The sequence below is a fragment of the Streptomyces sp. ICC1 genome (assembly GCF_003287935.1).
Taxonomy (GTDB): Bacteria; Actinomycetota; Actinomycetes; order Streptomycetales; family Streptomycetaceae; genus Streptomyces; species Streptomyces tritrimontium.
Genome location: NZ_CP030287.1, coordinates 4,068,567 through 4,094,921, shown reverse-complemented (window position 1 = coordinate 4,094,921; position 26,355 = coordinate 4,068,567). Strand labels below are relative to the sequence as shown.

The 26,355-nt window shown below is 68.9% G+C and carries 29 protein-coding genes, 1 tRNA gene and 2 pseudogenes; 17 read left to right on the top strand and 15 right to left on the bottom strand.

Annotated features, from left to right (window positions below; all coding sequences use genetic code 11):
• Positions 1–31 precede the first annotated feature (31 nt).
• Positions 32–780 (top strand): annotated as a pseudogene (locus DRB96_RS19420) (IS5 family transposase); the annotation flags it as partial.
• Here the strand turns inward: DRB96_RS19420 and DRB96_RS43065 are convergent.
• Positions 679–882 (bottom strand): hypothetical protein, encoded by a 204-nt coding sequence (locus DRB96_RS43065; protein WP_162688410.1) that lies wholly within the window; start codon positions 880–882, stop codon positions 679–681. The pseudogene DRB96_RS19420 and the gene DRB96_RS43065 overlap by 102 nt on opposite strands.
• A gap of 439 nt (positions 883–1,321) precedes the next feature.
• On the opposite strand from DRB96_RS43065, the gene DRB96_RS44725 reads away from it, so the two are divergent.
• Positions 1,322–1,666: a glyoxalase gene (locus DRB96_RS44725; protein WP_239516881.1), complete on the top strand. Its 345-nt coding sequence runs from the start codon at positions 1,322–1,324 to the stop codon at positions 1,664–1,666.
• Positions 1,667–2,016: 350 nt separating this feature from the next.
• Here the strand turns inward: DRB96_RS44725 and DRB96_RS43060 are convergent, their stop codons facing one another.
• Both DRB96_RS43060 and DRB96_RS19410 read right to left on the bottom strand, forming a co-directional pair.
• Positions 2,017–2,160 (bottom strand): hypothetical protein, encoded by a 144-nt coding sequence (locus tag DRB96_RS43060; RefSeq protein ID WP_162688770.1) that lies wholly within the window; start codon positions 2,158–2,160, stop codon positions 2,017–2,019.
• A 209-nt stretch (positions 2,161–2,369) separates the two neighbouring features.
• Positions 2,370–3,947, bottom strand: coding sequence for an ISL3 family transposase (locus tag DRB96_RS19410; protein ID WP_112453562.1), 1,578 nt, complete (start codon positions 3,945–3,947; stop codon positions 2,370–2,372).
• A 272-nt stretch (positions 3,948–4,219) separates the two neighbouring features.
• Between DRB96_RS19410 and DRB96_RS19405 the strand changes: the two genes are divergently transcribed.
• The 4 genes from DRB96_RS19405 to DRB96_RS19390 all read left to right on the top strand — a co-directional run bounded on the left by DRB96_RS19405 (position 4,220) and on the right by DRB96_RS19390 (position 7,782).
• Positions 4,220–4,465, top strand: a complete 246-nt coding sequence (locus DRB96_RS19405) for a DUF2283 domain-containing protein (RefSeq protein WP_112449597.1) — start codon at positions 4,220–4,222, stop codon at positions 4,463–4,465.
• Between the two features lie 101 nt (positions 4,466–4,566).
• The gene (locus DRB96_RS19400) at positions 4,567–5,424 is read left to right on the top strand and encodes a helix-turn-helix domain-containing protein (protein WP_112453561.1); all 858 of its coding nucleotides are present in this window, start codon (positions 4,567–4,569) and stop codon (positions 5,422–5,424) included.
• Positions 5,425–6,018: 594 nt separating this feature from the next.
• Positions 6,019–6,642 carry a response regulator transcription factor gene (locus DRB96_RS43055; protein WP_162689079.1) on the top strand — a complete coding sequence of 208 codons (624 nt, stop codon included), beginning with the start codon at positions 6,019–6,021 and terminating at the stop codon, positions 6,640–6,642.
• A 69-nt stretch (positions 6,643–6,711) separates the two neighbouring features.
• Positions 6,712–7,782, top strand: a complete 1,071-nt coding sequence (locus DRB96_RS19390; protein ID WP_112449595.1) for a DUF998 domain-containing protein — start codon at positions 6,712–6,714, stop codon at positions 7,780–7,782.
• A gap of 60 nt (positions 7,783–7,842) precedes the next feature.
• Here DRB96_RS19390 and DRB96_RS19385 read toward each other — a convergent pair whose 3' ends face one another.
• The 5 genes from DRB96_RS19385 to DRB96_RS19365 form a co-directional block, all read right to left on the bottom strand.
• Entirely contained in the window at positions 7,843–8,724 is an 882-nt protein-coding gene (locus DRB96_RS19385; RefSeq protein WP_112449594.1) for a hypothetical protein, read from the bottom strand.
• Complete coding sequence (locus DRB96_RS19380) at positions 8,721–9,026, bottom strand: transposase (protein ID WP_162688768.1); 306 nt, start codon at positions 9,024–9,026, stop codon at positions 8,721–8,723. Before DRB96_RS19380 ends, DRB96_RS19385 begins: the two co-directional genes overlap by 4 nt.
• Before the next feature lie 359 nt (positions 9,027–9,385).
• Positions 9,386–9,907 carry a hypothetical protein gene (locus DRB96_RS19375; protein WP_162688767.1) on the bottom strand — a complete coding sequence of 174 codons (522 nt, stop codon included), beginning with the start codon at positions 9,905–9,907 and terminating at the stop codon, positions 9,386–9,388.
• A gap of 325 nt (positions 9,908–10,232) precedes the next feature.
• The gene (locus tag DRB96_RS19370) at positions 10,233–10,526 is read right to left on the bottom strand and encodes a hypothetical protein (RefSeq protein WP_112449591.1); all 294 of its coding nucleotides are present in this window, start codon (positions 10,524–10,526) and stop codon (positions 10,233–10,235) included.
• Positions 10,527–10,897: 371 nt separating this feature from the next.
• A complete protein-coding gene (locus tag DRB96_RS19365; protein ID WP_162688821.1) occupies positions 10,898–11,173 on the bottom strand; it encodes a hypothetical protein in 276 nt (91 codons plus the stop codon).
• 204 nt (positions 11,174–11,377) lie between these two features.
• Between DRB96_RS19365 and DRB96_RS19360 the strand changes: the two genes are divergently transcribed.
• Complete coding sequence (locus DRB96_RS19360) at positions 11,378–11,608, top strand: hypothetical protein (RefSeq protein WP_162688820.1); 231 nt, start codon at positions 11,378–11,380, stop codon at positions 11,606–11,608.
• A 141-nt stretch (positions 11,609–11,749) separates the two neighbouring features.
• Positions 11,750–11,923 carry a hypothetical protein gene (locus tag DRB96_RS43050; protein WP_162688819.1) on the top strand — a complete coding sequence of 58 codons (174 nt, stop codon included), beginning with the start codon at positions 11,750–11,752 and terminating at the stop codon, positions 11,921–11,923.
• A 690-nt stretch (positions 11,924–12,613) separates the two neighbouring features.
• Here DRB96_RS43050 and DRB96_RS19350 read toward each other — a convergent pair.
• Positions 12,614–14,119 (bottom strand): SpoIIE family protein phosphatase, encoded by a 1,506-nt coding sequence (locus DRB96_RS19350; RefSeq protein ID WP_112449587.1) that lies wholly within the window; start codon positions 14,117–14,119, stop codon positions 12,614–12,616.
• Between the two features lie 756 nt (positions 14,120–14,875).
• Positions 14,876–14,998: a transposase gene (locus DRB96_RS44720; protein ID WP_239516894.1), complete on the bottom strand. Its 123-nt coding sequence runs from the start codon at positions 14,996–14,998 to the stop codon at positions 14,876–14,878.
• A 268-nt stretch (positions 14,999–15,266) separates the two neighbouring features.
• Here DRB96_RS44720 and DRB96_RS19340 point away from each other — a divergent pair, with 268 nt between their 5' ends.
• A complete protein-coding gene (locus DRB96_RS19340) occupies positions 15,267–15,788 on the top strand; it encodes a hypothetical protein (RefSeq protein WP_162688818.1) in 522 nt (173 codons plus the stop codon).
• A gap of 219 nt (positions 15,789–16,007) precedes the next feature.
• Here the strand turns inward: DRB96_RS19340 and DRB96_RS19335 are convergent, their stop codons facing one another.
• Positions 16,008–16,256 carry a hypothetical protein gene (locus DRB96_RS19335; RefSeq protein ID WP_162688817.1) on the bottom strand — a complete coding sequence of 83 codons (249 nt, stop codon included), beginning with the start codon at positions 16,254–16,256 and terminating at the stop codon, positions 16,008–16,010.
• Positions 16,257–16,499: 243 nt separating this feature from the next.
• Here DRB96_RS19335 and DRB96_RS19330 point away from each other — a divergent pair, with 243 nt between their 5' ends.
• The 5 genes from DRB96_RS19330 to DRB96_RS19305 all read left to right on the top strand — a co-directional run bounded on the left by DRB96_RS19330 (position 16,500) and on the right by DRB96_RS19305 (position 19,898).
• Positions 16,500–17,150, top strand: coding sequence for a TetR/AcrR family transcriptional regulator (locus DRB96_RS19330; protein WP_112449584.1), 651 nt, complete (start codon positions 16,500–16,502; stop codon positions 17,148–17,150).
• Positions 17,140–17,757, top strand: a complete 618-nt coding sequence (locus DRB96_RS19325; protein ID WP_112449583.1) for a hypothetical protein — start codon at positions 17,140–17,142, stop codon at positions 17,755–17,757. Before DRB96_RS19330 ends, DRB96_RS19325 begins: the two co-directional genes overlap by 11 nt.
• Positions 17,750–18,355: a GNAT family N-acetyltransferase gene (locus DRB96_RS19320; protein WP_112449582.1), complete on the top strand. Its 606-nt coding sequence runs from the start codon at positions 17,750–17,752 to the stop codon at positions 18,353–18,355. Before DRB96_RS19325 ends, DRB96_RS19320 begins: the two co-directional genes overlap by 8 nt.
• Positions 18,356–19,492: 1,137 nt before the next feature.
• Positions 19,493–19,768, top strand: coding sequence for a hypothetical protein (locus DRB96_RS19310; protein WP_162688816.1), 276 nt, complete (start codon positions 19,493–19,495; stop codon positions 19,766–19,768).
• Between the two features lie 56 nt (positions 19,769–19,824).
• Positions 19,825–19,898: transfer RNA gene (locus DRB96_RS19305), tRNA-Met, on the top strand.
• 422 nt (positions 19,899–20,320) lie between these two features.
• On the opposite strand, the pseudogene DRB96_RS19300 reads toward DRB96_RS19305, so the two are convergent.
• Both DRB96_RS19300 and DRB96_RS19295 read right to left on the bottom strand, forming a co-directional pair.
• Positions 20,321–20,680: pseudogene (locus DRB96_RS19300) on the bottom strand (transposase); the annotation flags it as partial.
• A 121-nt stretch (positions 20,681–20,801) separates the two neighbouring features.
• A complete protein-coding gene (locus DRB96_RS19295; RefSeq protein WP_112449579.1) occupies positions 20,802–22,388 on the bottom strand; it encodes an MDR family MFS transporter in 1,587 nt (528 codons plus the stop codon).
• A 123-nt stretch (positions 22,389–22,511) separates the two neighbouring features.
• Between DRB96_RS19295 and DRB96_RS19290 the strand changes: the two genes are divergently transcribed.
• Positions 22,512–23,096: a TetR/AcrR family transcriptional regulator gene (locus DRB96_RS19290; protein ID WP_112449578.1), complete on the top strand. Its 585-nt coding sequence runs from the start codon at positions 22,512–22,514 to the stop codon at positions 23,094–23,096.
• Between the two features lie 191 nt (positions 23,097–23,287).
• Positions 23,288–24,304 (top strand): SGNH/GDSL hydrolase family protein, encoded by a 1,017-nt coding sequence (locus tag DRB96_RS19285; RefSeq protein ID WP_112453560.1) that lies wholly within the window; start codon positions 23,288–23,290, stop codon positions 24,302–24,304.
• A 292-nt stretch (positions 24,305–24,596) separates the two neighbouring features.
• Here the strand turns inward: DRB96_RS19285 and DRB96_RS19280 are convergent, their stop codons facing one another.
• Both DRB96_RS19280 and DRB96_RS19275 read right to left on the bottom strand, forming a co-directional pair.
• The gene (locus DRB96_RS19280; protein WP_112449577.1) at positions 24,597–25,028 is read right to left on the bottom strand and encodes a DUF1992 domain-containing protein; all 432 of its coding nucleotides are present in this window, start codon (positions 25,026–25,028) and stop codon (positions 24,597–24,599) included.
• 70 nt (positions 25,029–25,098) lie between these two features.
• Positions 25,099–25,503 carry a nuclear transport factor 2 family protein gene (locus tag DRB96_RS19275; RefSeq protein WP_112453559.1) on the bottom strand — a complete coding sequence of 135 codons (405 nt, stop codon included), beginning with the start codon at positions 25,501–25,503 and terminating at the stop codon, positions 25,099–25,101.
• A 192-nt stretch (positions 25,504–25,695) separates the two neighbouring features.
• On the opposite strand from DRB96_RS19275, the gene DRB96_RS19270 reads away from it, so the two are divergent.
• Complete coding sequence (locus DRB96_RS19270) at positions 25,696–26,244, top strand: helix-turn-helix domain-containing protein (protein WP_112453558.1); 549 nt, start codon at positions 25,696–25,698, stop codon at positions 26,242–26,244.
• Positions 26,245–26,355 lie beyond the last annotated feature (111 nt).

Here is a 26,355-nt window from a genome sequence, read left to right as displayed (position 1 = left end):
TCCAATGGTGTGATCATTCGTTGAACCGTGCATGACGGATCTGGTTGCGCGGCTGGTGCCGGACGAGTTGTGGGTGCTGTTCCGGCGGGTGGTGCCGCCGACGGAAGCCATACGTCCGCAAGGTGGTGGCCGACGTCGAGCGGGTGACCTCGAGGCATTGGCGGCGATCATCTTCGTAGCAACCTCGGGCTGCATGTGGCGGCAGCTGCCGCCGGTGTTCGGCCCGAGCTGGCAGACGGTCTACCGGCGCTTCGCCCGGTGGAGCCCGGCCCGGGTCTGGGCCCGCCTCCACCGCGCCATCCTCGACGAACTCGGGGCCCACGGGGAACTGGACTGGTCGCGCTGCACGATCGATTCGGTCAGCATGCGGGCTACAAAAGGGGGCCTCTGACGGGACCGAATTCGACCGACCTTGGCAAGCCTGGATCGAAAATCCGCCTGATCACCGACCGGAACGGACTGCCGATCTCGCTGGGCGTTTCCGGCGCGAACATGCACGACAGCCTCGGTCTTGAACCACTCGTTCGGGGCATCCCGCCGATCCGATCCCGCCGAGGGCCTCGTCGACGGCACCCCGCCAAGCTCCACGGAGACTAGGGCTACGACAACGAGAACCTGCGTCGACGGCTCCGCGAACGCGGCATCCGCCACCGCATCGCCCGCAAGGGCATCGAGTCCTCACAACGACTCGGCCGCCACCGACGGGTCGTCGAACGGACCGTGTCCTGGCTCGCCGGCGGCCGTCGGCTCCACCGCCGATACGAATGCAAGGCAGAACATCCCAGCCCACCCGAATCCGCCTGCGGATCCGGACTCCGGCAGGGTGAGGGCGAGGATCTCGTCCGAGACCGACAGGGCGACGAAGACCTCTCCCCCGGCCACGCACTGCGCCGCTCTCAGAGGCCCCGCCCTGCGGCCACGGCTCCGAGCGGCCGGTAGGAGGAGGAGCCGGTCTTCGCCATCAGGGTGAGCCGTTCCGCCGCCGTGTCGCACGAGACCACCACCTCCCCCCACCTCACCCCTGTGTTCCGGCTCCGGTGCGGAGGTCCTCGCCGTGTCCCGCCCCAAGCGCGCGCAGCGAAGCGCGCCCTACCGTGATACCGGCACGAGCTCAGCGAAAGGCGCCGAAAGGGTGTCAACTGTCTGTAACTGGCTGGCATACGACCGGCCTGGCCAACTGATCGCATACCGGATTTTCCGGTATGGGCTGCCGCCTCAGCCTTCCCCCCGGAGCACAATCTCGGTGACTGACGACCAGGTTCCTCACGTTCCCGGAACACTCCACCACGTTGAGATCTAGGTCCCCGACCTAACACGGACGATCGCCGACTGGTCTTGGCTCCTCGAGGACCTCGGCTACCCCCTTCACCAGAGCTGGGAGAACGGCCGCAGCTGGCGACTCGGCCCCACCTACCTCGCCTTCGAGCAGTCCCCCGCCCTCACCACGGCCCGGCACGACCGGTGCTCGCCCGGCCTGAACCATCTCGCCTTCCACATCGAGAGCCCGGATCGAGTTGAGCTTCTGACCGCGAAGGCCCGCGAGAACGGCTGGATGCTCCTGTTCCCCGACCGCCATCCCCACGCCGGCGGCGACCATCAGCACGTCGCCCATCTCGAATCCCGCGACGGGTTCGAAATCGAACTCATCGCCCCGCACACGGCATAGCCGGGCTGGACGCCTCTTTGTCCACGCTCGCCTGCACAATCACCGCGCTCGTCGCGGCAACATCCTTGATCAGGTTCCCCCGACCTTGCAGCATCCAGTCGACGGAGCGACCTAAAAGGCCGCCAGCACGCGGCCGGGCACAGCCCGTCCGGCTCAGCGGCCACTCCCCCGTATGGGCACGATCCCATCACCGCGGCTACCTGCCACGGCCCGACTACGGGCGGGCGCAGACCGGCGATGCGCGGGTATCGCGGGCGCGGCTGAGAACGCGCCCACCGGGCCCGGGGTGGTGCCCGGTGTGGTGGCGGCGCGAGCCGCGGCCGCGATACCCGAGTGTCTCCACCAGAGGGTTAGCCGACCAGTTCCGCCTTGTTCATCGCGACCACGGTGTTCGACGAGGCGGCCGAACCGGATGTGGCGAGCTGTGCGGCGGCGCCGATCAGAAGGGCGGCACCGAGGGCGAGCAGAGCGAGAGAGGTACGGAACTTGCGCATCGGGTGCACTTCCTTGGAGTGGGTCGGTCAGATGGGACGAACCGCCTCGCCGGCGGCCTTCCGACAGTAGGGCGAGCCCGCCGGCGGACGCTACCTCTCCGCTCAGGAACCCCGGCGGTGGTGGCCCGCACCCGCCGACCAAATCCGAAAGAGACCTACTGTCGGCGTACAAGTGAACGTGGCTCTGGCAAGATTTTCGTAGCCGGAGATCATCCCGGGGTGAGGGTTGGCTGGTCCGCGTAGCGGCGGCGTAGGTGGGCGACGAGTACGACTCTGTGACGGAGGAGTGGGACGCCGGCGCGGCCTGCCATGATGCGTTTCTGGAGCTTCACGTCGGTGATGCGGCCCTCGTTGACTCCGGAGTTGTAGGGGCTGGTGATCCCTTGGGCCACCGCGTGTCGGTCTTCGCGTAGGGCGGTTGCGATGGCGGCGAGGGGCGGAAGTCCGCTGTTGGTGAGGTGATCGAGCCAGGTCGGCAGTGGTGTGGCGTCGCGGTTGTCGAGCATGGCGGCGAACTGGCGGATCAGTTCGTGGGTGCGGTGAAGTTCCGGGCAGTGGTCGAGGAGCCGCCGCAGGCGCTCCGCCGTCTGGGGGCTGTGCCGGACCGGGGTAGCGATGATCCAGCGTGCGGCTTCGCGTGGAGAGGGCGGTCGTTCGCGGGGCTCGTCCAGGGGCAGGCCGCGTCGCAGCGGTGCCAGGGCCATTTTCACGCGTTGGTAGTGGCCCAGGTAGCCCTTGCCAGCGAGTTCTTGGTGGAGGATTTTGGCGCTGTGTTCGCCCTCGTCCCAGCGTTGTTGCAGGTAGTCGAGGTACGGGTCCAAGGTGGACGGGCGGCGGGGAGCACGTCGCAGCACCTCCTGCCAGGTCCGGGCCCTGGCGTATTTGCGGACGGTGCGGCGGTCAATTGCGAGTTCGCGGGCCGCGGCGGCATAGGGGCGGCCAGCATCAGTGAGCGCGTGGACGGCCTCGAAAAGCCGTTGAGCGTGCCGGCCGGCGGGCGTGTCCTGCCCGGGTTCCGTCTCCGTCGAAGGAGGCTCCGGACCGGCCGGTTCGGGGGCGGGGAGAGCGGCGGGCAGGCAGCCGCGGTGGGCGGCGGTGACTTCCTGAACGCGCCGGGACAGGCCCTGCCACAGGTGAAAACGGTCGCTGACCTGGACGGCGTCGGGGGCGCCGTCGGCGATGCCCTGCCGGTAGGTGAGGGAGCCGTCGCGGCAGCCGATCTCGACTCCGGGATGCGTCCGGAGCCATCGGCTGAGCTGTTCGGCGTCCCGGCCTTCCCAGAGCGTGAGCGGGAGTCGGGTGGTGGCGTCGACCAGGAGGGTGCCGTAGGTGTCGCCGTAGAGCGCGAAGTCGTCCACCCCCAGCACCCGGGGTGTGACCAGTGGGGGTAGCGGCACCCGCATCAGCTGGGCGAGCACGGTGCACCGCGAGAGTCTGACGTTCAGGACCCGCAGCATCCGGGTCCCGCCCCGGCCCGCCAGCACAACACCGACCGACTCGACCAGGTGCTGCAGCAGCGGCGTTCGCCGCTGGTAGCGGACGGTCAAACCCGGTATCTGTTCGGCGAAGGTCACCTTCGGGCAGGACGCGTTCTCGCAGTACAGACGGCGCACGGACAAGTCGATCCGGACCGGCCGGCCGCCGAGCGCCGCATCGGCGAGGTGCCGGACATAGCGGCTGTGGGTCCAGTCGCTCAAGACACCGCACCCGCTGCATCTCACTAGAACGCGAGAGCGGGTACGAGCCTCGATCACCACGACAGGACCGGAAGTATCAGCCGAGAACACCAGCAACCCGGCCAAGTGCGGTAAGAGCTTTGACAGTTCAACAGAACACACTCAAAGGCTGCCCATTCCGCAAACCGAGCGACTGCCCGCATGAGGATGATCTCCGGCTACGAAAATCTTGCCAGAGCCGCCCTCCGTGGCTCTGGCAAGATTTTCGTAGCCGGAGATCATCTTGGTTCGACGGGGGCAGAGTGAGCCTCTGCGGTACCGCCCAGACCTCGAATTCGTCGAGGCCTGTACCGACACAAGTCACACCAAGGGGGCAGGCCAGAGTGGCTGACGTCAGAGTCACCTACGACGAGGGCGCGAACGCGGCCTACGTCTACCTCACCGATCCGCATGTTCGCACCAAGTCCTCGCGGATGTACCCCTGTGATCCGGTGCAGGTCGGCGGCATGATCAACCTTGACTTCGACGAGCAGGGGCGCCTCATCGGCATCGAGGTACTGGCGGCCAGCTCCAAGCTGCCCGAGTACCTGCTCACGTCATCCGAGCGTCTGGACGCGGAAGGTGCATGAGCCGGTTGAGCAGGAGAGGTACCTCTCGCCGCATTAGGTTGGAAGGCCGGCTGTGCAGGGGCCGGGGTACGGGGCACTGGCTCCGCGTTCCGGTCGGCAAGATGCACACCGACCGCTACGTCCCCCTGCACCCTCAGCCCAAGATGCTGCTGGACGACTGGCTATCGCACCGTCCCGAGGGCTTGCGTTCGAACCTGCTGTTCACCGATCACGGTCGTCCGGTCAACGCCTCCCGCATGGTCCCGGGAGCCCCGGTCGATCCGCGGGTCGTGGCGTGGCTCAGAGCCCACGGCCCGGGCATGAGCCGGGTGGCCTCGGTCTGTACGGGATCGGTACTCCTTGCCGAGGCGGGTCTCCTGGACGGTGTGCGCGCGACCACGCACTGGAGCCGGGCCGAGGAGATGGCCGCCGCCTACCCGAAGGTGCGCGTGGATCCGGAGCCGATCTTCATCCGGCACGGCAGGATCTGGACGGCGGCCGGCATCACCAGCGGCATCGACATGGCCTTGGCCTTGGCCTTGGTGGAGGCGGACCACAGCCGGGAACTGTCCCTCGCGGTCGCGCGCCAGATGGTCGTCTTCCTGCGCCGCTCCCACAACCAGAGCCAGATCAGCGCGCAGCTCCAGGTTCAGATCGCCCACCGCGACAGCCTGCGGGCAGTCCAGGACTGGATCTCCGACCACCCGGACGCCGACCTCAGCGTCGAGGCTCTCGCCTGGCGCGCGGCGCTCTCCCCCCGGCAGTTCACCCGGGCCTTCACCCAGGAAACCGGCATGTCACCGGGTCGCTACGTGGCCAGGGTCCGGCTGGAAATGGCATGCCGGCGCCTGGTGAACCGGCGGCACGACAGCATGGACCACATCGCCGCCTCGTGCGGCCACCCCAGTGCGGAAGCCATGCGGCGGGCGTTCCAAACCGCGCTGGGGACAGCCCCGACGGAGTACCGCGACGCGCACTGAACCCGGGATCCCAGTTGCCGACGCGCTGCACCGGACAGCGGTCCGGCAACGTCCTGGCGTACACGTCGCCCAGTGTCGTGGGCGCCGTCAGCCGTCAGCCGTCATTCGCGTCAAGACAGCGGGCGGGAGCCGACGACGACTCCGGGAAACGATTCCCATTTACTTGACTTAGCTTTCGCACTTTCCCGCAGGAAATCACGAAGCGAAATGAAAGCCGTTTCCCTCAGCGGCTCGATTGGCGGGATGTACGACCTTCCAATTCTGGCCTTTCTGGAGCATTGTCGATTCTGTTCGAAGATGCAGGATTCGGTAGGAGAAGGGACTGCTGAAAATGAATTCGTTGTGGATGGTTACTGTTCCGACAGAGGGTTCCTCAGCCGGGCAGCGCGTCCGGGGAACACAGAGCTTCGTCGTCAGGGCGGGGCGGCGCAACGCCGCCGTGCGCTCCGCCCTGGCCCGTGCGATGACCACGCATGCGCGGCGGCGCCGTCTGTACGCCAGGATCGACCCGTCCCAGGTGACCGTAAGCGAGCTGGGTCAGGGGCAGGCGGTCAGGTGACTCGCAATCAGCAAGTGCGGGCGGATGTCTTCATCGTGGAAGCCCACGAGATCGCGCGGCGGGGAATCCGGCATTTGCTGTCGGCCCGGTTCACGGTCGTGGGTGAAGCGGCCACAGCCGCAGACGCGCAGCGCCTGATTCCCCGTATGGCACCCCAGGTCGTGGTGCTGGACATCCGGATGCCAGACCAGAGCGGTCTGCGCGTCTGCCGCCTCCTGTCCGCCCAGCACTCCGGAATCCGCTTTCTGCTGATGTCGGACACCATCGACGAGGCCACCGAGGCGACAGCCGTGACCTCTGGGGCATGGGGTCTGATCGGCAAGAACGTCTCAGGACCCGGTCTGGTCACTGCGGTCGAAGCGGTGGCGGAGGGCCGTTCACTCTTCGACGCCAGTGCGATCACCAGCACCGCCGCCGTGCTCCGGTCCGGGCGACTGGACCACTCCGGCGGCCATGAGCTCAGCGAGGAGCAGCGCCTGCTGCTCCTCCTGATCGCCCGCGGACTCACCAACAAGGCGATCGCTGAGAAGCTGTCAGTCGCCGAGCGGGTCGTCAAGTACCGCTGCCTGCTCCTGTACAAGGCGATCGGCGTCCACAACCGGGCACAGGCCGCGGCCTACGGGAGCCGACTCTTGGTCTGGCGAGTCAGGAGTACCTGACTCGCACCGCACGTCCCCCTCCCCCGCCTGCCGACGCACTGTGGCAGACGAGACGCCTCGGAAACACACATGACGCGACCCGCACCCCTGAGCCGGCCTGTATCCGGTCTGCTGATAATCGGCACACTGCCGTACTCGGCATGGCTCCTCGAAAGCCTCATGCCCACCGGGCTCGATCCTCTGACCTCGTACGTGAGTGAGCTGTCCGCACGGGACCGGCCCAGCAGCGGAATCTTCCGCGCCAGCGACTTCGCCGCCGGGACCCTATTCCTCCTGGCCGCCGGCCTCGCTCTGCCGCACGAGCTGAGAGCCGTGCCCCGGCCCAGGTGGGCCGTCACCGGCTGGAGCGCCCTCATCCTCTTCGCCCTGGGCTCCCTCGGCGACGCGCTCCTGCCGATGTCCTGTGCTCCCACCACCGACCTCGAATGCTCCCGGCTGGAGACCGCGGGCCTGCTCCCCTTCACCCACCAGGCACACACCCTCACCAGTACCGCCGGCACAACCACGGTCCTGATAGGCGCACTTGCCCCGAACACCGCCGCACACCGCTACAACCGGTGGCCGCTGCTGCAGACCATGGGAGGACCCCTGCTCGGACTCGCCTTCGCGGCAACCCTGTGGACGTTGACGGCCTACGTCTCCACCGGCACCGCCGGTGCGGCCAGCAACCAGCTCGGCCTAGCCCAGCGAACCCATCTGCTGCTCATAGCAGCCTGGACGACAGCCCTCGCAGCCAGCATCTGGCACTCCCCGACTCGAGGAACTGCACCGTCCTCGCCCGATTCACCAAAGCCCACCCCAGAAGCCGGCCCCCTCACCACGGTAAGGGCCGACCACCAACTCGCCTCACGTCCGATCGACCGAAGGAGAACCACCGTGAAAGCCACCAAGCGGTCATGGAGGGTCGCCGCCATAGGAGCCATACTCCTCTCGGTCGCCCTTCCCGCCACGTACCTGGGCACAACTACCGCACAGGCCCAGGCCGCAGGAAGCCCGAGTCCCACCGACGAGCCCACCATGGAGGACACGAGCCCTCCCATAGGCGACCCCATCACCTGCGACAACGGCCCCCTCCCCGACACCGACCAAGCCGCGCTCGACGCCACAGGGCTCAACGACGTCCAACCGCCTCAGTGCTGAGGCGGCCGGGGTGTCTCCATGAAGTTGTGACGGAAGCCAGCACTGCTCGCCGAACACCGACTAGACGGTAGTAGGGGCACCCTCCGGGTCCGGTCTGGCGGGCAGGAGCGTCGTCCTGTCCGGCGCGGGTCGGATATCCGACCCGGCCAGAGCGGCAGGACGGAGGGTCCCGGGCCCGTACCGGGCTCGGGCCCGGTCGGTGACGGCTTCGATGGTCAAGGCGCGGTCGGAGTCGGGGTCGAAGCTGAGCTGCTCAGCAGCCTCCGCCGCAGGACTGTGATCCTGTGCGCGCAGGCCAATCGCGCGGACGCGGGCCCGCTGCGGGCCGAGGACGTCGTAGAGCTCGTAGGCGGCACCGGCGAGCAGGCGGGTGTGGGCAGTGGGCTCGGGCAGCTTACGGCTGCGCGAGCTCGTGGAACGGTCGGCATACCGAATGGACTGGGCGAGCTGGCCGGCGATCTGCTGCTTGTCGCGGAGCCGGCCACCGAGCTCCTCAGCCAGGTCGAGCAGGGCCCGGCGATGCTCGACGGGGTCGAGGACGTCGTGGTCGAAGTCCCGCACGGCGTTCACGGACTTCGCGATCGGCTGCGGCTGAGGCTGGACGGTGCGCAGGTCGTAGCGATGGGCGTGGGCGTGGAGCGAGCGCCCGGTCGAGGCGCCGAATATCCTGGTGAGGGCGGGCAGGGGTGCGTCGGCGAGGTCGCCGATGGTGTAAAGCCCGTAGGAGCGGAGCTTGCTGGCGGTGGCGGGGCCGACGCCGTGGAGGGCGGCGACGGGGCTCGGTCTCAGCCACGCCTCCACGTTGCCGGCTTCGACGATGCGGGTCGGCTCCGCCAGGTGCCAGCGATAGAAGCCCGACCGGGAGACCCACAGGATTCTGCACAGCCGCTGGATGCCGTACTCCACATGATGGTCGGAGATGAACCGCCAGCGGCCGGTCAACGCCCCGTCTCCTTGGCAAAATACTGGGCAGCCTTGCGGAGGATCTCCTTCTCCAGCTCCGGCTCCAGCTCACGGACCTGCTTCCGCAGCTGCTTCAGCTCCTCACGCCCGGACGGCGTCCCCGTGTCACCCTCCCCGCCGGTGGCGGGCCGGGCCTCGCGAACCCACTGGCGCAGCGACTCGCCGTTGACTCCGAGCTCCTTGGCCACCGAGCCCTCTGTCCGTCCGTCCGTCCGTCCGGTGGACAGCACCAGCTCGACCGCGTCCCGCTTGAACTCCTCCGAACACCGGGCAGCACCCACCACGACACCTCCACCGCGGATCCCGCGATCCGATCTTCAAGAGATGTCCACAGACGGGGGCAAACCCCAGCACCAGCCTGCCCCGCCACCACGACCAGCGACCCGGTGGACCTTGCGGTCACAGCACGTGCTGTGACCGCAAGGTCCACCGGGTCGCGGTGCCCGGCACGGCACCTCGCCGTGTTCTCGGACCAAGATGGTACGTCCGGTACGAGCCGCGGCCCTCCGCCCGGGGGCCCCTCCCAGCGGTAGTTGGGGGAGATTCACCGCACCGGACGCCGCGACCCGCCAAACTTCTCCAGCCACAGCACTAGCTGATGTGGCCGGCCGTGTCGCTTCTTCGTCGCGCGCCGATTTGGCTATACGACGGGGGTGTCCTGGATGGGTTCGAAGCCGGTGCCGCAGGTGCCCGGGAGGTTGGCCGGGGTGAATGGCGTGGAGGATGTGTCGCAGCGGACCTGGTGGAGCACCCCGTCCTTGGCCAGCAGGCTGATGTAGAGGTAGCCGGGGTTTCCTTCGGTGACCGATGCGGCGGTGTCCGTGATGCACGTCGGCGCGTTGGCGAGGGTCCCGAGGTTGATCCACACGCCGGGGTTACGGCTGTCGTTGAGGAAGGCGTGTCCTTGCCGGTCGGTTGCGACCCGGAAGATCGTTCCGACGGGAAAGCCGACGAAGTCCGGCGCGGCGGTACTGAGGTCGCGGCCCGTGACGCACTTCCTCTTATGCTCGTCATGCCTGGCGTCCTCGGACTCGGAGGACTTCTTGGGCTGGGGGTCAGAGTTCATGCCGCTGGCGGCCGCGGACGGCACCATGAGCGTTCCGAGGAGCAGGGCCCCTGATACCGCCGAAATACCTCGTGCAGCCCAAGTCAGCTTCTTCATGTGATTCCTTTCCGAGCGTGCGGGTCTGTTGCCTGGCCGAACATCCCCGATGCACGCGGGATGCACACACGGTGCGATGAGGTGTCACTCATCGAGAGCATGATGTGGCTCTGAACGGCGGCGGCCAGGTGGCTGGATCCCCGGAGGAAATCCAGCGGTGCAGGAACGGAGAGAAATCGCCCGTCAGTCCCGGGCAGACGGGGGCCGGTATAGCAATTGGGGCTGCGCTTCCGTCCCTGGCCCGGGGCAAGCATTTGGGGCAGGCTGCTGTCACCGAAGCCTCTCTTGACCGCTCCGTCGCGCGGCATTCACGTGGGGGAACGCTTCAGGGTCCGACGAGGGACAGGGCGACCGACAGCACGGCAGCGTCGCTGCCAGCGAATGCACCCGGGTTGCTCGCGAGGAGACGTTCGAGCGCGTCCCACTCCACCTGGGGAGGCCGTCCGCTCCGGTCAATGAGCTGGACGACGTCGGACGCGGCGTTGAGTTCGTCGTCGTCCAGCAGACGGCGCAACCAGTAGCCGTCGCGGTCAGCTCCAAGGAACTGGATCGCCGCCTTCGTGCCGTCGTTACGCACGCCCCTCGCGAGCTCCTCGCCGCTCAAGCTGTCGTTGATCATCGGCGGCTCTCCCGTCCGTCACCGGGGTTGGGCTGCGGTCCCCCGCGCCACTCTTCTTGCCCCGCAGGTCGGTCCTCACCTCTACACGCCGCACGATCAACCACCGGCCGGGGGCATTCCGCCCTCCGGCCGCAACTCAACCGCCCTCCGGGGCGACGCCCCCTGTCGGGCTCCGGAACAGTCGCACCTGTGAGCGACGGTGGCGCGCGGCCTCGACGGTGGTTTCTGCTGACGCCTTGGGTGCCGCCGGCTCTGTCGCCCGGCCTCGCACGCCTCATGCTGTGACCGCAAACCTTTGCCAGGAGGAACCCGTCGAACAATCCCGGTCACAGCACTAAGTAGTCGGCTCACACGTTTGTAGCGGTGATCCATCAGGTGGCAGGACGGCCCGGTTGCTTCGCGTCGGAGTCGTGGACCAGTTCACCGAGCTGGATGAGGAAACCGTACGACGCGAGGCGATTGTGGAGGCGAACGAAGTAGGACCTGCTTGAGCACCTGAAGATCTCACGGCGGCGCACCTTCCAGAGACTGTGCTCGTATGTGTGCGCTGCCTGCAGGAGGGCCGCTTCCGCCTCTTCCGTGCTGCCTTCGACCTCCGCGACGGTCCGCCCGTCACGACCGGCATCCGACACGCCGCTGACAGGCACGGCCAGAATTATCCATTGAGGCATCTCGCGATCAATTCCTTACGCCCTCGACGTCGCATGCCGCAACGCGTGCGGCGTAAGTGTGGCAGGCGCAGGACTGGAGCCACCTGCCACAGAAGTTGAGCCAGAGCCTCGAAGCGGCCCCACCTGGCGTCGATGGACGCTCGCAGCGGCTCGGTCAGTCCCTTCTGCGAGCATGTCGCCATGACCATCGGATCACCTGATCAGCGTCCTGATGAGGACGCGCTGGAGTGTCTGCGCTCGGCGTTCGAGCCGGCGTGGCGGGAGCCGGCTCTCGGATACGAGGCGGTCTCGACGTGGGAAGCCGAGAACGGGACTGTGCTCCCGGAGCCGTACCGGAGCTTGGTCGCGGAGATCACCAACGGGTCCCCGCTCGGGCCACCGGAGGACGGCGGCCTGCTCCCTCTGGGCTGACTCACGCCGGGCTGGCCCTACCAGGCCGACCGAAGTCCCGCCGCGCCGTTCCCGCTCCAGGAGACATGGGCCTGGGAAGGCGAGCCTCTCGCCGCAGACCACAACGAGCGCGTCGCCGGCGTCTACGGCAACGGCTCCGTCGTGCTGGGCACCGACGACGAACTCTCCTACTGGGTACTCGTCGTCAACGGGCCCCAACGGGGCGAGGTCTGGCTGGTCAGCGACGTGGGCGCCTGCCCATATCCGGGGCCGGAAGCCTTCGGCTTCCTGGAGTGGGTTCGGCGCTGGCAAGCCGGCGATGGCTGGTGGGACTGACCGTGATCGCAGGGAGGCCGATGCCTTGAGAGGGGTGGGCCACTTACAGCCCGTTGAAGACACTTGGGCCCGGATGGATGCCGTGAGGGGCTGAGTATGGGGTGCAGCGGCTGGAATCCCATGGCTCACAGCACCGTGTCGTCCAGGGCGCGGCGATCACCGGACAGGGCGTACCGCCGAGCCGCGAGACCAGGGGCCAGGGGCTCACCGATCGCGTCGCCAGCGTGGCCAGGACGCCTGAGGCGGCGGCGTCGGACAGGTGGGCCGGGGCGACTTCGAGGACCAGCTCCCCCATCTGATGCGAGCTGGCCACGATGTCCTCAAGCACGGCGCGCATCGCGGTGACCGCTGCATCCAAAGCCGGCACCCGATCACCCGCCGCGCGCCATGACGCGGGACACCAGGCAGCGTTCAGGGCGCTGTGTCAACGCCCGTCGCCCCCGCCGCACCCGTGCTGCCGTTCCTGCTGACGACCCAGCAGGGCCGCACCGCACGCCTGCTGCTGTATTGCATGGCCGCCCTGCGCCTCGTCTCCCCCCACGCCCAGCTGATCGCGGAGGTTGCGGTCATCCGGGCTGCCCGGGGCGGCACTGGCAACCTCGCAGGTCAGGATCGACTCGATGGGCTGAACTCCCGCACCTGGCTCGGCGCCATCCGACTACTCCCCAGCCCACTGAGGGCGATTCACGTTCAAGCAGTCTGCCCTGCCGTCGGTGTGGCTCGGGCGATGAGCAGGGCTACGTCGTCGTGGTCTCCTGGGTGGCGCAGGGTTTTCAAGAGCTGGTCACAGGTGTCGTCCAGTGAGCGGTGTGGGTCGTCGAGGGCGTCGAGGAGGACTTGGAGGCGGGTGTCGATCGGCTCATCGCGGGTCTCGACCAGGCCATCGGTGTAGAGGACGAGCTGGTCGCCCGCCCCGATGGCGAGGCTGGTGGTGTGGAAGGCAACGCCGCAGCCGCCCAGTGGCGCGCCGGTGGGCAGGTCGAGGAGCTCGCGGGTGCCGTCCGGGTGGAGGAGGACGGGCGGCAGGTGCCCGGCGAGGGAGAGGTGACACTGCGCCGTTTGGGGGTCGTAGACGACATAGACGCAGGTCGCGATGGTGTCGAGGCCCTCGGTGACGTGGTCGAGGTGGTGCAGGACCTGAGCGGGGTCGAGATCGAGATCGGCCAGCGTTCGGGTGGCTGTGCGCAGCTGGCCCATGGTGGCTGCGGCGGCGACTCCGCTGCCCATGACGTCGCCGACGACGAGGGCGGTCTTGTCGCCGCTCAGGGGGATCACGTCGAACCAGTCGCCGCCGATTTCCATGGTGGCCTGGGCGGGCCGATAGCGAGTGGCGACTTCCAGGCCCGGCCGCCGCGGTGGTGTGTGGGGCAGCAGGCTGTGCTGGAGGGTGAGGGCGGTGTGGCGTTGTTCTTCGACGGCGCGGTGCCGCTCGGTGACGTCCACGCTGGAGGTGGCCACGCCCAGCACATTTCCGTTGGGGGCTTCGAGCCGGTAGAACGAGATCGACCAGGCGTGATCGTGATCCGGGTCGGCCGGAGTACGGCCGACGGTGTACTGGTCCACGATGGGGATGCCCGTGGCCAGGACCTCGCGCATCGCCGCTTCGAAAGACGCGTCCACGGCGGGCAGCACCTCGTGGACGTGTCGGCCAATGTGCTCGGCGGCCGGCACCCCGTTGAGGCGCTCCTCCGCGGGATTGACCGAGACATAGCGCAGGTCGGTGTCCAGCACGCCCAGTCCGATCGGCGACTGGGCCACCAGCCGGGCGGACAGCGCCAGGTCCCGTTCGACCTGCCGAACCGTCGCCTGGTCCGCTGCCAGGCCCAGGGCGTAGTAGTCCTCCTGGGAGTCCAGCAGCCGCATGTTGCGGAACTCGACCATGCGGGTGCTGCCGTCCTTGTGCCGGATGGGGAAGGTACCGACCCAGCTGCCCCTTCCTTCCATGACCTGAGCGAACATGTCCAGCACGACCGCCAGGTGATCTTCATGGATCAGCAAGCGGCCCGCGAATTCGCCGAGTGCCTCCTCGGCGGTGTAGCCGAACAGGTCCTCGGCCTGCGGGCTCCACAGGTCGATCCTGCCTTCGGCATCGAGCAGAACGGCCGCAACGCCCAACACGTCGAGCAGGCCGCCCGGCCCAGACGCGGCAGCCCGCGCCCCGTCGTCATCGCCCCGCAAAGGCTCGATTGCACCCATACTCCGGACTCCTTCCGGCCATGTAGGGCCGCAGCCTCCTGCCGGGCCGGGGCCGGGGCCGTGTGCCGGCGTCTGCGCTCATGGCCATCCCATCGTCCCTCCTCCGCCGGCCGTACGTGCGCGCCACGCTGTCGAGGGACAGCCCTGCCGCTACGGCCGGAAGCGGAACGGTCACGTCTTTGACCGAAGACCTTCGATCGGCACCGGGCCGGCAACGATCGGGCTCCCGGCACGGTCTCGGGCGAGAACCACGAGGACCTGGCGCTGCTCGCCGCATCCGGCATCGGGTGGCGCGCATGACCGCCGGAATTTGTGCCCGGTATCGCCGCCATCCTTGAATGCGGACTGGCCAGCTCCGAATCCTCAGCCCGAGGACCGACGTCCTGTGTAGCCCACCATCACGGATGGCTTCCCACACGGCCGCGAACTGTGGGCTGTCCCCCGCTGACCGGCTGTGACCAGCAGCGACAACGGCCTCTGTCCTTGTTCGCAAGCCCGGTGAATCTTCGTGGTCAGACTCCGCGGGAGCGACCCAGGCTGTGGTCGTCAGGTTCGGCCTTGTTGCCGCCCGGCGGTTCCTTCTGGGCTGGGCCGTCCCGCCGGGCACTGGTCGCCGGTCGCGTGCTGATGGGCCCGGCAGATCGTGGAGTCGACGTTCATGTCCCAGGTGATCCGGCCTGCGGCGTCCGCCCGAGCCTGCAGCTCGGTCAGTACCGCCGACCAGACACGATTGCGCTGCCAGCGACGGAAGAGCCCCTAGACCGTCTGCCACCGACCGTACTCGGGTGACAGATCCCGGCACGGGGAACGGGTCCGCACCCCCCGCCAGCGGATCCCGGCGATCGACCGCCGTCGGCACACCGACGGCCTGCCCAACACCGCGACCGGCAAAAACGGCCCCAGCACCGCCCACTGGTCATCCGAAAGATCCCCTCGCCCCACACCGAGATCGTCACGGTGCGCGGCGCGATACGGACCCCAGTTCTCAAACACGCCCTAGCCCCGTGGCCCTACCTGCACCAGGGCTGGCAACTTAGCTGCACCCGAGTCGGTGATGGCAACGTACTTCCGCCAGTCAACACCCTCGTTCGTGAGCGCGCCGTGCTGGAGACTGGGCTTGGTCCACCGAGGCCGGGAGGGGGAACAGGTGAACCTTCTGAGTACTGCGATCACGGGGGCAGTCGCGCTGCTTGGTGTGGTTGTGGGCGGGTGGTTGTCAATCCGCAACCAGGACCGGTTGTGGCACCGTGACCACGCACGCCAGTGGCGGGACATCCGTCTCGCCGCCTACAAGGACTTCGTGCTCGCCTACCGCCAGTACGTGGCATTCACACTTGAACCGACTGCCAACATCACTGCCGTCCCGCATCCGCGGATTCCAGGCGAACTGATGCCCTACTTCGACCAGGAAGGGCGCCCTTACAAGGAAGGTCTTGAGGGAGCCTCCACGGCTGTTCGTCTCGTGTCGGAGTCACCGGACACACTGAACGCCGCCGCGGACGTCGTCAGGAGTGTTCGTCAGATCGCTGCCGCACGCGCGACGTGCTCCGAGGCGACTCTTCCCCCCGAGGTTTTCGAGAGGCTTTGGACAGCTCAGAAGGCGTTCCTTCTCGCAACGCGAAAGGAACTGGGTCTCGTCGCGGCGCCGAGGGGCACAGCCGGCAGCTGACGAATCAGGCGGTCGTCGCGCCGCCCGAGTCAGTGCAGAGAAGGTGACAGCGTGTGCACCGCCCGGTCGGGTAGGGCGCCCAGTTCGCGGGAGTGGGGCGCGGTGGGGCGGGTGCGTCCTGTCCAGTGCCGATGAGGGCTCAGCGCATGCCATCGAAATTTGAGCGATGCCACCGCAGGCCAGGGGCCCGCAGTCACTCACCCTTCGGTGACACACCGGTCAGGGTTCCACCGAGGTCGCCGGAAAAGCGGCTCGCAAGAGCTGCCCTCTCGCAGGCAACCGCGAAAGGGCAGGTGTGATCGGGTGCGGCGAGCCGGCACCGTTGAGCCGGAGCGGCAGGGCGTCGAGCGGCTGGTCCGTGGCGACCTCACGGCACAGCGTCTGAACCATGGCCATTACGGCCCGCCTCGACCGGTACAACGCGACCGCGACCGCCTTGAACTCGGCGAAATAGTGCTTCATCCCCACGGGGACTCCGTCCTCCTGGGCCATCAAGATCCAAGTCTCTCCGGTGTCCAAAACCCGTGAGCAAGGCCCGCCCGCGACGCCCCAGGCGCGGTAACAGCCACAGCGAGGAGGAGGACCTCTGCCCCGCGCCCTACACGCATGACACCCCTTCACCGGAGAGCGACAGTGGCCCACACTCGGGCCCGCACAGCAGATGCACCACTAGGGTGCACCAGTGGTACACTCTAGTGGTACTGTCTCCTCATGCCTCTTCCCCGTTTCGATCGCCTGCCCCCAGAGCGCCAGGAGCTCATCCTGGGGGTGGCGCGCCGGCACTTCGCCGAGCACGGCACCGAAGGCGCCTCCTACAACAAGATCATCGAAGCCTCGAAGGTCTCCAAGACCGCGGCCTACCACTACTTCGACGGCCGCGAGGACCTGCTCACCGCGGTCCTCGACGGAGTGCTCGAGCGACTGCTCGGAGCCCTCGGCCCCTGGGTCCCGGCCCGGGACGAGGCCGACCTCCGGTCCCGGTTCGCCGCCGGCTCCGCCGCCCTTGCCGCCCACCTGCGGGACCACCCCGAGGACCTGGCCCTCGCCGACGCCGCCATCGGGCGCACCCACACGGGCCCGTGGCTCGACTGGTTCGGCGCCCTGGTCACGGACGGGCAGCGGATCGGGGTGATCCGTACCGACGTGGATCACGGGCTGCTGGTGTCGGCGACCGCGGCGGTCATCCGGGCCGCCGACGCGTGGGCCTTGGCCCGTATGACGGCCGAGCCCCTCGCCGAGGCCGCGGACTTCCCGGAAGGCGAGGCTTCGGCACAGCTGTGGTGCCTGCTGCACGGCCTTTGGGGCGGGGCAGTCACCATGGCCGCGACGACTGCCGGAGAGGACCCGACCGATGCGCACTGACCTGCGGATCTCCTGGGAGATACCGGCCACCCCACCCGGCCTCGCGGGACGCCTGGAGCGGTTCATGGGCCCCGGCAAGTCTCGTTCCGAGTCCGTGGTGGAGACCCTCGGCCTCCTCGGCTGCGCCCTGCTCCTGGCTGCCGGCCTGTGGAACTCGGGGGCCGCACGCGACTGGTCCACCGCGCAACTCGTCGTGGTCGCCCTGGCCGGGCTCGACCTGATCGGCGGGGTGCTGACCAACGCCACCAACGCCGCGAAGCGTTGGTACCACCGCGCCGACGCCGGGGCCAGGCGCGCCCGGCTGCTGTTCGTCTCCGCGCACGTGATCCACCTCGCCGCGATGGGGCTGGTCGTCCTGTCCGGTGACCTCGCCTGGACCCTGACCAACGCCGCGCTGCTGCTCGGCGGGGCGGTGGTCGTGGAATTCGCGCCCGTGCACCTCAGACGGCCGGCGGCAATGGCCCTGTTGATGGCGGCCGTCCTGGTCAACCTGTTCTGGCTGCCGGTGCCCGCTGCGCTCGCCTGGTTCGCGCCGCTGTTCTTCCTCAAGCTGCTCGTCTGTCACCTCGTGCCCGAGGCGCCGCTGGAGCGGAGTCCGGATGCCTGAGACCGTGGCCGGTGGTTCCTGGCGGATCGACCCCGCCCCCGACCCGGCCGCCTGCGCCGAGCTGCTGGCCGCCGCATTCGCCCGGGAGCCCGCCGTCTCCTGGATCTGCGGCGACTCGGCCCCCGTACGCACCCACTGGTTCCGGGCCACCCTGCGCACCCACGCCGGCCTCGACGGGGCACGCCGTACCGCGCCCGTGGGCGCGGACGGTCGGCTCCTCGCGGCGGCCGTCCTGACCCCGCCGGGCGCGACCCCGGCCGCCGGTGCCCGCGCCCTCTGGGCGGCCCGCACCGGGCTGCGCTGCGGGCCGCGCGCCCCCGGCCCAACCCTGCGCTACCTGGACGTCTCCGGCGGGAACGCACCCCCGGGGCTCTGGACACTGGAGTTCGTCGGCGTCCGCCCCGACCTGACCGGACGCGGCGCTGGCCGCCTCCTCCTGGACCACGTCCTGGCGACCACACCCGCCCCCCACGGCCTGTACCTGACCACGGCAGACCCGACGAACGTCCCCCTCTACCAGCACTTCGGCTTCACCACCCAACGCAAAACCCCGCTAGGGCCGCTGAGCGTCACGTCCATGAGCCGCGGGGGGAAGTGAGGGAAGTGAGGGGAGACGCAAGCACCGGATCACAGGGCCAGCACGATCGCGTAGGTGGGCTTCGCCCAAGGCCGGGTGGTTAGCATTTTCGCAGGTCACGCAAGCTGCACGCGTGCCCGGCGTTGCGAGCCAGGCGGTCGAACATCTTCTTGGTGTTCGGATACGACATAGCGCCGCCCAGCGGCGGGCGGAAGAGATTCACGAAGCCATCTCCGACTCCGCCGCCTGGGCCACCCTGCCCCGCTCGTACTGGTAGTCGGTGTAGAGCGCGACCAGACCGGCGGCGACCGGCACGTTGCGGGAGAAGCGGGACTTCGTGACAGGGCGCGGTGGGGGTGGTCGGTACGGCGGCGGACATGCACGTGAGGGCTCCCGATCCAGCCCACCGCGCGGGACGAGACGATCAGACACATGTCGCCCCGGTGCAGACCGAGCGCCTCACCGATCCGCAGACCGGTACAGGCGAGCAGCGTGATCAGGAAACGGTCCCGCGCCCTCGTGGTGAGCGCGATCATGCAGCGGATCTGCTCGTCGCTGAGATCCTCGTAGGTCTGCCACGAGGTCCGGGGCACCGTGCTCCCGCGGGCCCTACTGCGGGCCGGCCGGCGGGATCGGGTGCCTGCCCTGCTCGGGAGGGTGCGATGCTTCATGCAGGCTGGCAGTGAGTCGGCTTGATGAAAGGTGGCGTCACATGGCAGCAGGATTTTCGGAATGGAAAGTAAATCGACAGTATTCGGAGAACGAGCGTGTCGTTTATTTTGGTAAGCAGTACCGGTGCCTGGTGACGCACAAATCTAATTCCGCAAGCAATCCGAAAACGACCGTTAAGATGTGGCAGCCCTACGCCGGTTAAGCGGCCTACGGAAAAGTGGGACAACAGCGCGCCGATGCGGGACGCGCCGTCCCGCACTCCAACACCAGGGCCGCTCAGCTGGTGCGTAGGCGCCCGGAACTCCATCAGTTCTGCCGCATCGAGCTTGCGGTAACCCAGCGGCCCACCGACGGGGTTCTTCCTGAGGTCCACCAACGGTATGCAGGTACCGCGTACAAGCGAGCGCACGCAGAATGTCCCTGAGCGAGGAACGCGTAGCGCAGCTGGACGCGACGGCATGAGGTGGGCCGTGTGAGGTGGGCCGCATGATGCCGTGGGGGCCCAGCGAGACGATGCCCGTCGGGCGATCCGTCGACGGGCAGCTGCACTTCGCCGCACAAGACGTCACAGGCATGCTCCGTGACATCGCCTCCTCCATCACCCTCCACCCGGGGGACGGCGTCCTCACCTGGACCCGCGAGGGGGAGGAACCCATCGCGTTAGACCCGGCCACCACGCGCACCGTCGCGCGCATCCTCACCGCACAAGCCGACCAGATGGACATCCAGCTCATCACCATCGCCGGACAGCCAGGCCCCTGAGCAGGGCAAAGCTGGTCAAGAGCGGTCCTGCAGTGCCGTAGAGTGGGTTGTACCGACGCGGGGTGGAGCAGTTCGGTAGCTCGCTGGGCTCATAATCCAGAGGTCGCAGGTTCAAATCCTGTCCCCGCTACAGAAGGTTGAAGGGCCCCGATCCAAAAGGATCCGGGCCCTTCCGCCATACCCGGAGCGCGGCAGGCACCGCGGCACGCCTCCTCGAAACCTTCGCGGCCGGTGGACAGCGGCTCGCCACGCCGCTGCGGCTCCGGCCGTTGTGCCGAGGAAATCCTCTGGCGTGCCGAAGCCCAACGGCCGAGAGTGACCTCAAGCCCCACCGCTCCGCGTGGGTGTGCCTGTACCGCCGAGTCTCCTTCGAACGCTCCGGGTACCGCGAATACCGCTGCCCGCAGTACGGCCGAACGCTGTTCCTCGCCGGTGATGCCCTTCAGGCGCCGCCCCGGCGGGCGAGGCTACCGTTGCGACACCGCACGGCCGACGGCGACGGGGGATACGGTCTGCCCGGAAACACCCCGGAGCCGCGGCTTAGAAGTCATCTCATTTGGTGAGTCGGTGGTAGCAGATGAGAGTGCAGGCGATGCTGGCGAAGGCGAGAAAATGCTCTGCCTTGCGTTCATAGCGGCGGTGTAGGCGGCGGCAGCCGGAGAGCCAGGCCATGGTGCGTTCGACGGTCCAGCGGTGGCGGCCCTGCCGCTGCGAGGATTCAACGCCTCGGCGGGCGATGCGGTGCCTGATTCCGCGTTCACGTAACCATCGTCGCAGGTGGGCGTAGTCGTAGGCCTTGTCCGCGTGCAGCTTGCCGGGTCGGCGCCGGCGGCGTCCGCGGCGGGATCGGATGGGCGGTATGCCGCGGACGAGGGGCTCAAGGGCCTGGCTGTCGTGCAGGTTCGCGCCCGAGCGGGCGGTACGGGGCGGGCGGCCGGTGCCGGCACGAAGCGGGCCCGGGACCGGTGGACGCGCTCGTCCACCGGGCCCGGGCCCGTCGTTCAGGTGCGGGCGGCCCGCCCGCGCCGCCGGCTCAGTGCGCGACGGCGGTCGCCTGCGGGGCCGGGGCCTCCTGGTCCGCGCCGGCGGCGGGGGTGGCCGCCCCGCGCAGCGGGACCTCCTTGACGAACCAGGCGGCCGCGAAGCCCAGTACCGCGATGCCCGCGCCGAGCAGGAACGCCGAGTGCGTACCGGCGGCCACCGCGTGCTGGTAGGCGTCGCGGACGGCCTCGGGGAGCTTCGCCAGGCTGGCCGCGTCGAGCTGGGCGGAGCCCGCCGCCTTCGCGGCCTCCGGGCCGAGGCGGTCGCTCATCGTGGAGGTGACCTGGCTGGTGAACAGGGAGCCCATCAGCGCCACGCCGAAGGAGCCGCCGAGCGTGCGGAACAGGGTGGCCGAGGAGGACGCGACGCCCATGTCCTTCATCTCGACGCTGTTCTGCGCGACCAGCATGGTGATCTGCATCAGGAAGCCGAGGCCTGCGCCGAGGACCGCCATGTAGACGCCCGACACCAGCCGGGTGGTGCCCGTGTCCATGGTGGCGAGCAGGAAGAGCCCGGCGACCATGAGCGCGCCGCCGATGATCGGGAACATCTTGTACTTGCCGCTGTTCGTGGTGATCCGGCCGGCGATCAGCGAGACGACCATCATCGAGAGCAGCATCGGCAGCAGGAGCAGGCCGGAATTGGTGGCCGAGGCGCCCTGTACCGACTGCTGGAAGAGCGGGAGGTAGAGCACCCCGCCGAACATCGCGAAGCCGACCAGGAAGCCGATCACGGACATGAGCGTGAAGTTGCGGCTGCGGAAGATGTGCAGCGGCATGATCGGCTCGGCGGCCCTGGTCTCGGTGAAGAGGAACGCCGCGGTGGACAGGATGCCGGTGACGATCAGGCCGATGATCTCGGCGGAGCCCCACGCGTACTCGGTGCCGCCCCAGGTGGTGACGAGGACGGCGGAGGTGATCGCGATGGTCAGCAGCGCCGCGCCGAGGTAGTCGATCTTCCGGCGTTCCCCCTCCCCCGTCTTCTTGGGAAGGTGCAGGACCGCGGTCACCATGGCGAGGGCCACGGCGCCGAGCGGGAGGTTGATGTAGAAGGACCAGCGCCAGCCCATGTGGTCGGTGATGGTGCCGCCGACCAGCGGTCCGCCGATCATGGCGAGGGCCATCACGCCGGCCATCATGCCCTGGTACTTGCCGCGCTCACGGGGCGGGATGAGGTCGCCGATGATCGCCATGACGCCGACCATCAGACCGCCGGCGCCGAGGCCCTGGATGGCGCGGAAGCCGATGAGCTGGCCCATGTCCTGGGCCATGCCGCTGAGCGCCGAACCGATGAGGAAGATGACGATCGAGGTGAGGAAGGAGCCCTTCCGCCCGTACATGTCGCCGATCTTGCCCCAGATGGGGGTGGAGGCCGCGGTGGCGAGCGTGTAGGCGGTGACCACCCAGGACAGGTGCTCCAGTCCGCCGAGCTCGCCGACGATGGTGGGCATCGCGGTACCGATGATCATGTTGTCGAGCATGGCCAGCAGCATCGCGATCATGAGGGCCATCAGGACGACCCTTACGCTGCGCGGCTTCACCTCCTCCGAGGCGTCCGTACTCTTCGTCGTCTCCACCATGTTCCACTCCCCTGGCGCACGTGCACCGGTACCCGGCACTTACTTGCCGCCCGGCTAGTTCACTACACTGGGGAAGGTAGACCCGTAACTAGCCGGGCGTCAAGTAAGTAATCGAGGAGAGCCATGTCCAGGAGCGGTCCGCAGCAGCGCCGTGGCAACACGCGGCAGCGCATCCAGGACGTCGCGCTGGAGCTCTTCGCCGAGCAGGGGTACGAGAAGACGTCGCTGCGCGAGATCGCGGAGCGGCTGGAGGTCACGAAGGCGGCGCTGTACTACCACTTCAAGACCAAGGAAGACATCATCATCAGCCTGTTCGAGGACCAGACCCGGCCGATCGACGAGCTGATCGCATGGGCGGAGGAGCAGCCCCGGACCCTGGACACGAAGCGGGAGATCCTGCGCCGCTACAGCGAAGCGATGGCGGGCGGCGCCTCGCTGTACCGCTTCATGCAGGAGAACCAGGCCTCGCTGCGGGAGCTGAGCATCGGCGAGAGGGTGAAGCAGCGCCTCTTCGCGCTGGTGGAGCTGCTCCGGACGGGCCGGGAGGACGCCCCCTTGGCCGACCAGGTCCGCTGCGTGAGCGCCCTCTTCACCCTGCATGCGGGAATGATGTTCCTCCAGCACATCGAGGGGGACCCGGAGGAGACCCGGCAGGCCGCCCTGGAGGTCGCGACGGACCTGATCACCCAGGCGCACGAGCAGGCCTGAACGGCGGCGACGGGCCCGCCCGTTCCCTCCATCCGCTCATCCACTGAGCCACTCCTTCACTCCCTCACCCCTTCACTCGTTCACTCGTTCTGGCGAACCACGAGCCGGATGATTACTCTCCGTAATCGGATCGGCTACGTTTGGTGAAGCGCGTCGCGGACGATCGCGGCGCCCGAACCGAAGGCACCGCCATGATCCGTCTCGCGCTCACCGCGGCCGCGACCGCTGCCGCCGCACTCCTCACCGCCGCTCTCGCACAGCAGGCGCCGGCCGCCGGGCCCCGCTCACACCTCACGCCCCTCTCATACGTCGCCCTCAGGGACTCCTACAGCGCGGGCTCGTTCGTGCGCCCGTGGAACACCGACGGGTGCGGCCGCTCCGAGCACGACTATCCGCATCAGGCGGCGCGGCGGCTGAAGTTGGCGCTCACGGACGTCACCTGCTCCGCGGCGGAGGTCAGAGCCGGGCTGCTGGAAGCGCAGTCCGAGCTGAAGGGGCCGCCGTCGGTGCCCCCGCCGGGCGGCTGGGCCGCCAAACCGGCACAGGTCGGGGCCGTTTCGGCGAGCACCGATCTCGTCACGGTCGGCGCGGGCGGCAATTCCGTGGGCTTCGCCGAGATCGTCGAGACCTGCGTGAAACGGGGGCTCGCCTCCTTCGGGACGGGCACCCCCTGCACCGACCACTACACGCGCGGCGAGGGCGCCTCCCGGCTCGATGCCCGGTTCACCGCCCTGGAGGCCGACTTCACAGACCTGTTGAAGGAGATCCGCAGGCGCGCCCCGCACGCCAAGGTCGCGGTCGTCGGCTATCCGGCCGTCGTGGACGAGGCCGCCGGCTGCGGCTGGGGCGCCTGGAACCAGCTCGGCACGGTCACCAAGGGCGACACGCCCTGGCTCGACACCCTGGAGCGCCGGGTCAACGACCTCCTGCGGGACCAGGCCGCGCGGGGCGGCGCGATCTACGTGGACACGTACGCCTCCAGCACCGGCCACGGGGTCTGCGCAGCAGCCGGGCAACGCTGGATGTACGGCATCAAGGACACCCTGACCGGCTCCGGCGACCAGTCCGATCCGCCCTCCGAGCTCTGCCGCTCCATCCCCGCCGGGGGCGAGGCCTGCACCGTCCTGCACCCGAACCTCCGGGGCACCACGCACCAGGCAGACCGCGTCACCGAGGCCCTGACCTCCTTGGGGGCGACCAGGAGGTGACGACACGAGGCCGCCCCGGCAGCCGGCACCGGCGCGACCGCGTGGAGCGGGCGGATCCGATCAGAGGTCCGCGCCGAGCAGTTCGCCGCGGGGATCGAGGATCCCGACCTCCTCGTCCGCGTGGAGGGCGAGTTCCTCACGGTGGCCCTGGACCTCGACGTCTGGCGGCCCAAGGCGGCCGGGCGCCCGAAGATCTCCTGGCGCCAGGCCGCACGGGGACGATCGGCCTCGTGAAGTCATCGTGCGGACGGCGCCGCACCGCGCCGCGCCGCCGCCGGCAGGGCACGAGCCTTCAGCTCGTGCCGCTCCCCCGGGTGTCCCGACGGGTCTCCCGCTCCTCGCGCCACTCGGTGAGCACCGCTTCGACGTCGAACTCCTTGAGGTTCAGCGGCGGGCCGGGCGGCGGCATGCGCAGGGCCGCGCGGATCTTGGTGTTGACCTCCGTCAGGATGTCGCGGACCTGCCGCTCGGTGCGGGCCGCGCGGACCGCCTCCCGCGCGTCCTCCGCCTCCTTGCGGAGCGCGAGCGCCGCCGGGAGGACCGCGAAGCCCTCGCGGTGCAGCTTGCCCTTGATCCACCACAGCTCGTCGTACGGGGCGTCGAGCGAGGCCAGCGGCTTGCCGAAGCCGGGCAGCTCCTCGAACTCCCCGCGCGCCTCGGCCTGTCTGATCTGCCGGTCCACGAAGGATTCGAAGCTGACACCAGGCGGTTTGCGCTCGGTCACGTTGCCTCCTCAGGGGTCCCCACCAGCATATCTCCGTGGCCCGAGAAAGCAGTTACCGCCAGTAACAGCACTAGAGCCGCCGGTCGGCCTCCCCGATCGGGATGTCGTTGATGCTGGCCTCGCGGCGGCGCATCAGGCCGGCGGCGTCGAACTCCCACTGCTCGTTGCCGTGGCTGCGCCACCACTGCCCCTGCGCGTCGTGCCACTCGTACTCGAAGCGCACGGAGATGCGGTTGTCGGTGTAGGCCCACAGCTCCTTGCGGAGCCGGTACTCCAGCTCGCGTTCCCACTTGTCGGCGAGGAAGGCCCGGATCTCGGCTCGGCCGGTGAGGAAGCGGTCGCGGTTCCGCCAGGAGGAGTCCTCGGTGTAGGCGAGGGCGACGCGTTCGGGGTCGCGGCTGTTCCAGGCGTCCTCGGCGGCCCGGACCTTGGCGCGGGCCGACTCATCGGTGAACGGCGGCAGCGGCGGGCGCACAGGGGCGGGCGCGGCGGGAGTGGCAGGGGTGACGGGGGTGGCGGGAGTGGTGGGAGTGGTCACGGCTGGCGTACCTCTCGGCTCGGCAACACACGGAGAACGATCGTTCTCCAGCTCCTCCCCCACCCTAGAGAACGACCGTTCTCCATGCAAGCGATCCTGGTCTACGCTGCCGGTATGCCCGTTGCCCCGATGAACGACGAAGAGGCCCGCACCCGCCTGCTGGACACCGCGGAGGCGCTGTTCTACGCCGAGGGCATCCAGGCCGTCGGCATGGACCGCATCCGCGCGGAGTCCGGCGTCGCGCTCAAGCGGCTCTACCGCCTCTACCCCGCCAAGGAGTCCTTGGTCACGGCGTACCTGGAGCGGCGCGACCAACGCTGGACGAGCGGGCTGCGCGACGCGGTGACCGGGAGCGCGGACCCCGTCGGGGCGGTCTTCGACTGGCTCGCGCGGTGGTTCTCGGAGCCGGACTTCCGCGGCTGCGCGTTCCTGAACGCGTACGGGGAGCTGGGCACGGGCCCGGCCGGCGTGCTGGACGTGGTGCGGCGGCACAAGGCGGAGCTACGGGCGCTGCTGGCCGAGGTCGCCGGCCCCGGCCCCGGTCGGGAGGGCCTGGCGGAGCAGCTCCTGCTGCTGGTCGAGGGCGCGACGGTGGTGGCGGCCCTGGAGCCCGGCCCGGGGCCGGCGCTGCGGGCGCGGGAGGCGGCGTACGTCCTGGTCCGTGGCGGGCGGGAGTGATTCACACGGCTGCCGAGTGATCGGGAACGCGTCGTACACGGCAGGGTCGCATCATCAGCTTTTAACTGGCCGCGGGCCCCTTGTCCACCGGTAGACCGCATTCGGCGGTCA